10 protein-coding genes are annotated in these 9302 nt (G+C 48.6%); 5 read left to right on the plus strand and 5 right to left on the minus strand.

The window, feature by feature from the left end; translation table 11 throughout:
- Positions 1–8: 8 nt before the first annotated feature.
- On the minus strand, positions 9–794 hold the full coding sequence (locus QMA35_RS15250) for a transporter substrate-binding domain-containing protein (protein ID WP_281648016.1): 786 nt from the start codon (positions 792–794) through the stop codon (positions 9–11).
- Positions 795–1138: 344 nt separating this feature from the next.
- On the opposite strand from QMA35_RS15250, the gene trpB reads away from it, so the two are divergent.
- On the plus strand, positions 1139–2317 hold the full coding sequence (trpB, locus tag QMA35_RS15255; RefSeq protein WP_281648017.1) for a tryptophan synthase subunit beta: 1179 nt from the start codon (positions 1139–1141) through the stop codon (positions 2315–2317).
- Positions 2318–2589: 272 nt separating this feature from the next.
- Here trpB and lptG read toward each other — a convergent pair whose 3' ends face one another.
- Positions 2590–3648 carry an LPS export ABC transporter permease LptG gene (gene lptG / locus QMA35_RS15260; protein WP_281648018.1) on the minus strand — a complete coding sequence of 353 codons (1059 nt, stop codon included), beginning with the start codon at positions 3646–3648 and terminating at the stop codon, positions 2590–2592.
- Positions 3645–4772 (minus strand): LPS export ABC transporter permease LptF, encoded by a 1128-nt coding sequence (gene lptF / locus QMA35_RS15265; protein WP_281648019.1) that lies wholly within the window; start codon positions 4770–4772, stop codon positions 3645–3647. The genes lptG and lptF overlap by 4 nt, the downstream gene beginning before the upstream one ends.
- A gap of 329 nt (positions 4773–5101) precedes the next feature.
- Between lptF and QMA35_RS15270 the strand changes: the two genes are divergently transcribed.
- The 4 genes from QMA35_RS15270 (at position 5102) to QMA35_RS15285 (ending at position 8070) form a co-directional block, all read left to right on the plus strand.
- Entirely contained in the window at positions 5102–6589 is a 1488-nt protein-coding gene (locus tag QMA35_RS15270; protein WP_281648020.1) for a leucyl aminopeptidase, read from the plus strand.
- Between the two features lie 375 nt (positions 6590–6964).
- Positions 6965–7198 carry a DUF2789 family protein gene (locus QMA35_RS15275; protein ID WP_281648021.1) on the plus strand — a complete coding sequence of 78 codons (234 nt, stop codon included), beginning with the start codon at positions 6965–6967 and terminating at the stop codon, positions 7196–7198.
- Positions 7199–7285: 87 nt separating this feature from the next.
- Positions 7286–7747: a DNA polymerase III subunit chi gene (locus tag QMA35_RS15280; RefSeq protein WP_281648022.1), complete on the plus strand. Its 462-nt coding sequence runs from the start codon at positions 7286–7288 to the stop codon at positions 7745–7747.
- Positions 7744–8070 (plus strand): hypothetical protein, encoded by a 327-nt coding sequence (locus QMA35_RS15285; RefSeq protein ID WP_281648023.1) that lies wholly within the window; start codon positions 7744–7746, stop codon positions 8068–8070. Before QMA35_RS15280 ends, QMA35_RS15285 begins: the two co-directional genes overlap by 4 nt.
- 12 nt (positions 8071–8082) lie before the next feature.
- Here the strand turns inward: QMA35_RS15285 and QMA35_RS15290 are convergent, their stop codons facing one another.
- Together QMA35_RS15290 and QMA35_RS15295 are read right to left on the minus strand one after the other, a co-directional pair.
- Entirely contained in the window at positions 8083–8277 is a 195-nt protein-coding gene (locus tag QMA35_RS15290) for a CPXCG motif-containing cysteine-rich protein (RefSeq protein WP_281648024.1), read from the minus strand.
- Between the two features lie 314 nt (positions 8278–8591).
- On the minus strand, positions 8592–9302 hold a 711-nt coding region (locus QMA35_RS15295; RefSeq protein ID WP_281645792.1), incomplete at its 5' end, for a transposase.

Consider the following 9302-nt stretch of genomic DNA (forward strand, 5'->3'; position numbering starts at 1 on the left):
CGCAGGAATTACTTCAGAGTGGACAACCAGCGGTCGGATTCAAACCACTTGGTATAGATGCGATCGTAAGTACCATCGCCTTTGGTCTGGCGCAGGTAGTTGTTCAACCAGTTAACAAAGTCAGCATCACCTTTGCGTACCGCCCAAGCCAGAGGTTCATAGGTGAATGGCTCTTTGATGAAAGCTACCTTGTCTTCGTTCTGAGAAGCAAAGATAGAGTTGTAAGGCAGGTCGTATACAAAAGCATCCAGCTTGCCGTTCAACACTTCCAACTTAGCATCATCCTGAGTTTCAAACTCAAAGATTTCTGCTTTTGGGAAGAAGCGCTTGGCGGCTTCATGGCCTGTAGTACCCAGCTTTACCGCCAGCTTATAAGTGCCATCATTCAAGTCACGAGGCTTGCTGATTTTACCAGCCAGTTCTTTACGCATAACAACACTCTGACCAATCACGATATAAGGATCAGCAAAGTTCACTCGCAGGTTGCGCTTGGGAGTAACGGTCATGCCGCCCATGATGATATCGAATTTATCTGTCAGCAGTGCTGGGATGATTCCATCCCAAGCTGTATTTACAAACTCAACTTTCACACCCATGGCTTTTGCCATTTGCTTGGCGAAATCAACGTCAAAACCAATATATTCGCCTTTCTTATTGACCATTTCGAAAGGCTGGTAGCCAGCGTCAAAACCTACACGGAGAGTTCCGCGCTCCAAAATATCATCAAGGGTTCCTGCAAAGGCAGTACTTACCAGGGCGAGAGAGGCCAGAAGACCCACAAAATACTTTTTCATTGCTAGACGACTCTTACTGCTCTATTTATAAGTTTTTGAATATAAGAATAGTGCTTTTCGAAATATCAATTGTGAGTTGTTCTTTTTACAGAATTATTCTTCGAATATTCTTACAAGACAGCGGCAATATACCGAAAACCCCCACCTCAGCAAAGGGCACACACAGAAAACTCACTACTTTTTCCCAAACAGCCTCCGTGGCATGATCCCACAGATTTTGCTGACGAGGCCAGAAACAATAAATACGAAAAAAGCTCAGCACGGTTTCACTGGGCAACAAAAAACCAAACCAATATCAGAGGGACACGATGGCCGAGAACAAATCTTTTTCAGAATTTGCTCCAATGCCTAACGCAGAAGGTTATTTTGGTGAATACGGCGGCAGTCTGATACCAGAACAACTTCTCACAGTCATGCAGGATATCGACAAAGCGTATCAGGACATTCGCCAAACACCTGAATTCAAAGAAGAGCTTCAGGAACTCTACAAATACTATGTTGGTCGTCCAAGTCCACTGTATTTTGCCAAGCGCCTTACAGAGCATTGCGGTGGTGCAAAAATTTACTTAAAGCGTGAAGACCTGAATCATACAGGCGCTCATAAAATCAACCACAGTCTGGGTGAAGCTCTGCTAGCAAAACATATGGGCAAAACCCGTGTTATCGCAGAAACCGGAGCTGGACAACATGGTGTTGCTATGGCCACAGCCTGTTCACTGGTTGGAATTGATTGTGAAATTCACATGGGTGAAATTGATATCGCTAAAGAAGCGCCCAATGTTGTGAAGATGAAAATCCTTGGCGCTAAAGTTGTTTCCGTAACCCGTGGCACCAAAACTCTGAAAGATGCTGTAGACAGTGCTTTCGAAGAATATATGAAGGATACCGAAAGCACCCTTTACGCTATTGGTTCTGTTGTTGGCCCTCACCCATTCCCGATGATGGTTCGTGATTTCCAGCAGATAATTGGTGAAGAAGCCCGGGACCAGATTCAAGAATTGGAAGGTCGCCTGCCTGATGCTCTGGTTGCCTGTGTTGGCGGTGGCAGTAATGCCATGGGGCTGTTTACAGCCTTCCTGAATGATACTGATGTCAGCATCTATGGCGTAGAACCAGCAGGAAAAGGTTTGGATACACCCGATCATGCCGCTACTCTTACCCTTGGTAAGCCTGGTGCCGTTCATGGTTTTAAATGCTATGTATTGCAGGATGAGCAAGGGGAGCCTCTGCCAGTTCACTCCATTGCTTCTGGTCTGGATTACCCTGGCGTTGGCCCACAACATTCTTATCTGAAAGATATTGGTCGTGTGGAATATATCAGTGCAACCGATGATCAATGTCTGGATGCTTTTATGATCCTATCCCGCAAAGAAGGCATTATCCCTGCACTGGAAAGCTCCCACGCACTGGCTGGAGCTATACGCCTGGCCAAAGAGATGAAGCCTGAGCAGGTTATCGTTGTGAATTTGAGTGGTCGAGGCGATAAAGACGCTGACTATGTAGCAGAAAAGCTTGGGCTTTAGTCGCACATCAAGTCTCCCCTCCTACCGCCGCGAAGCCTGCTGAAAACAGCAGGCTTTTTGTATTCAATAGCTTTTCTAACTATTTCAATTAAATGATTAATGGAGAGAGTTATGGTGACACGGACGACGACAGACCAATCTATCCTAAAGAACTCCCGAAAGACTGAGCAACCTGGAATACTGGGCAACCTGGAATACTGGGCGAAGAGTTGTCATAAATCATCGGAGAGTAAATATAGCAACTCCCTCTTTAACACTGGGAGAAGGGCTGGTTAACCTGCCCTTCTCAATAACACTACCCCAATACCAAAACAAACGAGTATTGGCATCAGCACCGCAATCAATGGTGAAAAACCAAACACCAGACTCGCTGGCCCCATCAAGTTTTGCAGAATCATAAAGGTGACACCGGTAATCACACCGGTAAACAGTCGCAAGCCCATAGAGACTGTGCGTAACGGTCCAAATACAAATGACATACCAATCAGAACCAACGCAAAAATTGCTACAGGCTGAAGCATTTTCTTGTACATCGCCAGCTTGTATTCGCCTGTTTCCAGTTCCTGTTCCTGCAGATAATCCACGTAGGTCAGCAGGCCAGAGATAGAAAGGTCATCCGGTTTTACCACCACCACTTTCAACAGTGTTGTGGTCAAGCCCGTTTCCCAGATTTCCGTACCCGCTATGCGGGATGTTACGGAGTTTTCACCATAAGTGCTGGCTTCAACACCTTCCAGCAACCAATGGCTACCCTGACTTAACGCTCGATCCGCGTAGATGCTCTCCTGTAAACGACGTTCACCGTCAAACTTGAAAATATTGATGCCGTACAGAACGCCATTAGGCTCAACAGCGTTGAAATACATGTACTCGTTGCCTTCCCGGTGCCACAACCCTTCATCGGTATATTGCCCATCGGCAGAACGGGCGATTTTCCGTTCCGTCTGTGCCATCTGCTCGGTAACAGGGGAAATATACTCACTGAGTACCAGCCCCATCAGCATCAATACAATGGCAGGCTTCATGACCGACCAGCCAATACGCATAAGAGAAACACCGGCCGCACGCATAACCACGAGTTCACTATGGTTTGCCAGAGAACCCAAACCTGCCAGGCAACCAATCAAGGCCGCAACAGGGATCACATTATTAATACGCTGTGGCGTTGTCAGCAGCATGAAGCGAATAACTTCTGGCACCTGATAGTTGGCACGCATAGCATCCAGCTGGGTCATAAACCCAAACAGCGTATCCAGAAAAACGATGATGATCATAACCACCAGCATGGCGCTCAGAACTGTCAGGCCGATATGACGATCGAGCTTTCTCATCCCTGCGCCCCCTCAAGGTTCCTGGAAGAACCGGAGGCTTTTATTTTCATCAGAACCTGCGGGCCAAAAAACATGGCAACAGCCAGCATTCCGAAGAATGCGTGAATACCCCAAAGCCCTATCTGCGGCGGTAGATTTCCATCTTCAATAGCACCTCTACCGGCAATCAGCAGCGCCAGATAGAAGAGGTATAACAAAACACCGGGTAACAGTTTCAGAAAACGTCCTTGCCGTGGATTCACTCGAGCCAGTGGGAGCGCCATAAGAATAATGATCGGTATCAGCAGAGGAAGAGAGATTCGCCACTGAAGTTCAGCCTGCAGCCGAGACTCACTGCGACCAACAATTTCTGATGTAGGGAGAGTATTTTCCTTAGTGACCGGACGGGCTTCCTTATCCTGCATTTGGATGCCGTACGTATCGTACTGAGTCTGCCGCCCTTCAGGCTGACCAGCAGCAATATCATACCGGTAGCCATCGTTCAGCAGTAAATAACGTTTGCCGCTCTCTTCATCAAAATGAATGCGCCCACCACCAGCCAGAAGAACTGTCAGCTGACCTTTTGAACCTTCTCCTTTGCCCTGCCCTTGCTGGGCGATAAAAACATTCTGCATGCGAGACTTATCTGAGTTCAGTTCTTCCGCATAGGTCACCCGGCCACCGCCGGCCATAGACTGAAAACGACCAGGGGTCAGGGTATCAAACTCAGTCATGGCATCCTGCTGATTCAGGATGCGTTCAACATTGTCTGCTCCCCAAGGGCTAAGCACAAAACTGGTGAAACCAACAATCAACATAATCAGCAACCCGGGAACCAGAGTATAACCCAGCAGTCGGTTACGACTCATGCCACAGGCTTCAAGCACAACCATTTCGCTGTCTACGTACATACGCCCATAAGCCAGCAAAATAGAGAGAAACAGTCCGAGTGGGAGAATAATTTCCAAAAAGCCCGGCAACCGGTAACCCATAATGGCAAACAAGAATTCAGGCTTTAACTCACCAGTAGCCGCCTGCTGGAGATATTTGATAAAGCGGCCACTGACAATAATCAGCAGCAGCACACCGCTAATAGCCAGCCACCCCTGAACCAACTCTCTGGATAAATATCGAAGAACGATCAAAACTGAAAATCCCGTCTACACCCGTGCCCGGCCATCTATATGTATAAAAACACTGACAGAAAGGCTGAAAATCCGTACAAACCTGTCGTAAACTCGGAGAGTATACAGCTGCCGCCACAAAGCTTTGAAATCCGTTAGGGATTCACTGAAGGCCCCAGCGGTAAAAGCAAACAGCTAGCAAGCCAAAAATTGTGGTTATCTGCCGAAAGCAACAGCAGTAACCATAATGCAGGCTGGTCATAAACTGCCTGCATAATGCTATAAAGCCGGGAATTATCTACCAATCTTATAGATAACGCACCGGTTTTTGCCTCTGAACAGGAGAGAAAATGGAAATTACAGTTAAGAGTGGCGGTGCCGCCAAGCAACAGACTCAGTGTCTTGTGCTTTTCACGGGGGGCAACGGCGAGTTTCCTGCGTTCAGTAGTGTTGATAAGGACACTGGTGGATTACTTAGCTCTCTGGTTGAGCGTGGCGACCTGAAACAGGCTGCCGGACAGGTTTTGATGGTGCCAACCGTTACCGGAATCAAAGCTGAACGAGTGCTTCTGGTTGCCACCGGCAAAGATCAACCAAAAGCCTCCGCTGCAGAAAAAATTTGTGCTGGTGTAGCTCGGGCTCTCAACGGTGCACGGGTCAATGATGCTGTTATCGCATTTGACGATCTGCAACTGGCAGACAGAGATAGTAACTGGTTGCTGAGACTGCTGGCGCGCAATATTGTCAGCGCAGGCTACAAGTTTGACGAATACAAGAGCAAGCAAGCCGACAACAACGCAATTGTTCTTGGAAAAATAGCGCTGCTGCAATCTGGCCGCAAAGCTCTTGAAGGCCACAAGCAGGCCGCAGCCGAAGGCAGCGCTATTGCCAACGGTATGGCTCTGGCCCGTGACCTGAGCAACCGCCCAGGCAATGTCTGCACGCCAATGCATCTTACCGGAGAAGCCAAGAAGCTGGCTCGCGGTGTTGCCAAGCTTTCCATAAAAGCTCTGGGCGAAAAAGAGATGGAAAAGCTCGGCATGCACTCTTTCCTATCTGTTTCAAAAGGCTCTGTAGAAGAAGGCCAACTGATCCAGATGGATTACAAAGGCGGCAAGAAAGGTGACAAGCCTGTTGTCCTTCTGGGCAAAGGTATTACCTTCGACACCGGTGGCATCAGCCTAAAACCCGGCGCGGCCATGGATGAAATGAAATACGACATGTGTGGTGCAGCCTCTGTATTCGGCGCCATGAAAGCCATTGTCGAACTGCAGTTGCCAATCAATATTATCGGTTTGATTGCTACTGCAGAAAACATGCCTGCCGGCCATGCCAGCAAGCCCGGTGACATTGTCACCTCCATGTCTGGCCAGACTATCGAGATTCTTAATACTGATGCTGAAGGCCGTCTGGTTCTGTGCGACGCCCTTACCTATGCGGAGCGCTTCAAGCCAAAAGCTGTGGTTGATATCGCCACTCTGACCGGTGCTTGCATTATGGCTCTGGGTCACAACATCAGTGCTTTGATGAGTAATGATGAAGAACTGGCTGACGCATTGCTTGTAGCCGGTAACGTAAGTGGCGACAAAGCCTGGCGTTTGCCTTTGGACGACAGTTACCAGAAACAGCTGGACAGTAATTTTGCCGATATGGCCAACATTGGTGGCCGCCCAGCCGGAACAATTACCGCTGGATGCTTCCTGTCCCGCTATGCCAAGGAGTTCCCATGGGCTCACTTGGATATAGCTGGAACTGCATGGAAGAGCGGTGGTGAAAAAGGTGCAACAGGTCGTCCTGTTCCCTTGCTGGTTCAGTACATTCTGGATCAAGTCAGCTAAAACGATAAGTGCTCCGGCAGTAAACTCACTGCCGGAGTGTTTACGATAAAACTTTTACCAGCATCTTCACTTCCCCTGAATTTTTCCACCCTCCCTCGCCCTGTGTAATGAAATGTGGATAAATGTCAGGTGGACGACCTTGTGAAATACCAGGGGCGTTCTATTGGGAACCCCACTCCATTCGCCGTAAGATAACAGAACAGTTTGGTATAAATGTAATCATTCCCAACGATGAAGATCGAACAACTGTCCATGCACAGCGAGCAGTTGAACTCGCATGACCCTGATAGAAATTCAGCCGACTAAAAAGTCGGCAAAATATTCTATACAGGCCATACTCAAGGGATTTCCCTCCACAGAAAGGAGGACGTTGTCGTGAACGCCCATTCCCATACTCTCAATGAACTGTTTCTGCAGCTTGGCTTGGCCTGTGAAGATCAGGATATTCAGGCTTTTGTGCAAACCCATAAGCTAACAGGGCAAACCATACCTCTTCACAAGGCCAGCTTCTGGAGTACGTCTCAGTCGGGTTTTATTAAGGAGAGCTGGCAGGATGACTCGGAGTGGTGCCACACCATCGATAATCTGGATACCTGGCTCAGAACTTAAAGATTAACAAAAGCCGGGATAGTGCTTGATAACATTGCCCCCTCCTGAATATGCTAGAAGCCATTATTCATCTGAGCACAGGGTTTTATGTCTCCTCAGGTCAGCTTCTATATCCTTCAGGAAGATACTCTCGAAGCCCGCGTCGGGTTCTCCTGCCGACTGGCAGAAAAAGCCTGGCGCAATGGTGTGCCTACACATATCTACATGACCAGCGAGCAAGATGTTGTTGCACTCGACGCCATGCTCTGGTCATACCGGGAAGACAGTTTTCTTCCCCATACCAATCTCAATTCCAATAAAAACGCTGCAGACGAAAAAGACATTCAGGTACCGGTCACCCTGGGGTCGAAGCAGGAGCAATTGCCTGATCGGAGTGGGCTGCTGATTAACCTTGGAGAAACGATCCCTACAGCAATCGACAGTTTTGAGAGGGTGGCCGAAGTTGTTGTTCAGGAACAGAGCATCCTCGAACTGGCTCGCAGCCGGTTTCGTCAATACAAAGAGCGAGGGTTGACTCCCCAACACCAGAAGGTCGGAAAATCATCATGACCGAACAGGCCGATCAGGCAGAGCTGTTACTAGACGAGCTGGAAGACCTGCGCCAGCTTTTAGACAAACCTTTTACCCACAATATCCCGATGCTGAAAGGCAAGCTGGATATGGAAGCAGAGATTCCAACTCTGGACGACAGAGTGCAACCTCTGAGTTCTAAGGAAGAGCCTGTCGTACAATTTTCAGAAGCAGACCTTGATGCACCCTTAAGCAATGACCAGATCAGCAGCATTGTGGACGAACTGGTAGCAGAACACCTACCCATTATCGAAAAAAAACTGCGTGAGAGCCTGCTAGAGGCGTTAAGCTTTAAACTCTGATTACGCCAAGTCTCAGGCTTCGTTTTCGTGGCGAGCCTGAACATTGAGATTGCCGCCCTCATCTTCATAAAGAGAAATATGTATCGGTCGGCAACAGACCTGACAATCCTCTATGTAAGGGGCATCAACCTCTTCGCTATCCAACAGTATATCGATAGGTTCTCCACAATAAGGACAGGAGATTTTCGTTTTCTGCATTTCGTTCATTCTTCCACAACCTGTATGCATGAGTGCTAATCGAAGTATTACTCCATCTCTTTATCATTCCCCTCCTATGGCCTGTTCACAGCCTTGCGTTCGTTAATCGAGAAAAACCAAACCAGTAAAGTATGACAAAACATTCAAACACTGTTTCCAATATTTTACAGGGAACATGGGTTGGCCTGTGGGTAAACGCAGCCTTTTCTGTCCTGAAAATCATTGCTGGCACACTAGCAGCCTGTCGGACTGGCCCGTCCATTTGAGTCCTTTTTGATCATATCGGCCTACAGAGCTCATATCTGCCTTCAGAGGTCACTTACTCAAACAGAACGCCAGCGTAACCTCATGAGACAGTGGCTGACTACAAGCCAATAAAGCACCAGAGCCAGCCATTTTTTATCATCGACTTGCTTCAGGTTGAACATTCGGCGCAGGTTGAATGTCAGGCAGACCAGATCCCACTCTTTCGAGACCACTTCCAGTCCCCGCACCAGGAATCGCCGATATCCCATTGCCTCCTTCTGTATTCCGAAGGTGGGCTCTATCGTGCATTTTCGTCGGCTGTAGATGGCTCGCCCTTCTTGTGTCTGCAAGCGCCAGCGCATCCACTCCAAAGCGCTGGCGTCATCATCCGGGACTGGCGGGTCCGGCTGGAAACGCTGCAAGGGGGGCGGGTTGTGCTCATCCCGTTTTATAGCAATGTAGGGTGTCAGTTCTTCTTTATCCACAGCGCAGACATTAGCCTCGCTGAAGTAGCCCGTGTCGGCCAGTAACCCCTCAGCTTTTCCAAGCACGGGGGCCAGTATGCGTAACTGTCTGAGTGTTGGCTCAACTTCTTTTTTGTCATTCGGTGCCTGAGTCACATGACGTGTCACGATCAGACCACTCCCGATGTCTACAGACGCCTGGGCATTGTAGGCTTGTTCGAATGCACCACCGGCAGTGGGCATAATACGAGATTCGTCGTCTGTCAGGTTGACCTGGTCTTTGTCCCCTGCACCTGGTTCCGGTGGCTTTGGCGCTTTGCCGGG

The sequence above is a fragment of the Parendozoicomonas sp. Alg238-R29 genome, from assembly GCF_947331445.1.
Classification (GTDB): Bacteria; Pseudomonadota; Gammaproteobacteria; order Pseudomonadales; family Endozoicomonadaceae; genus Sansalvadorimonas.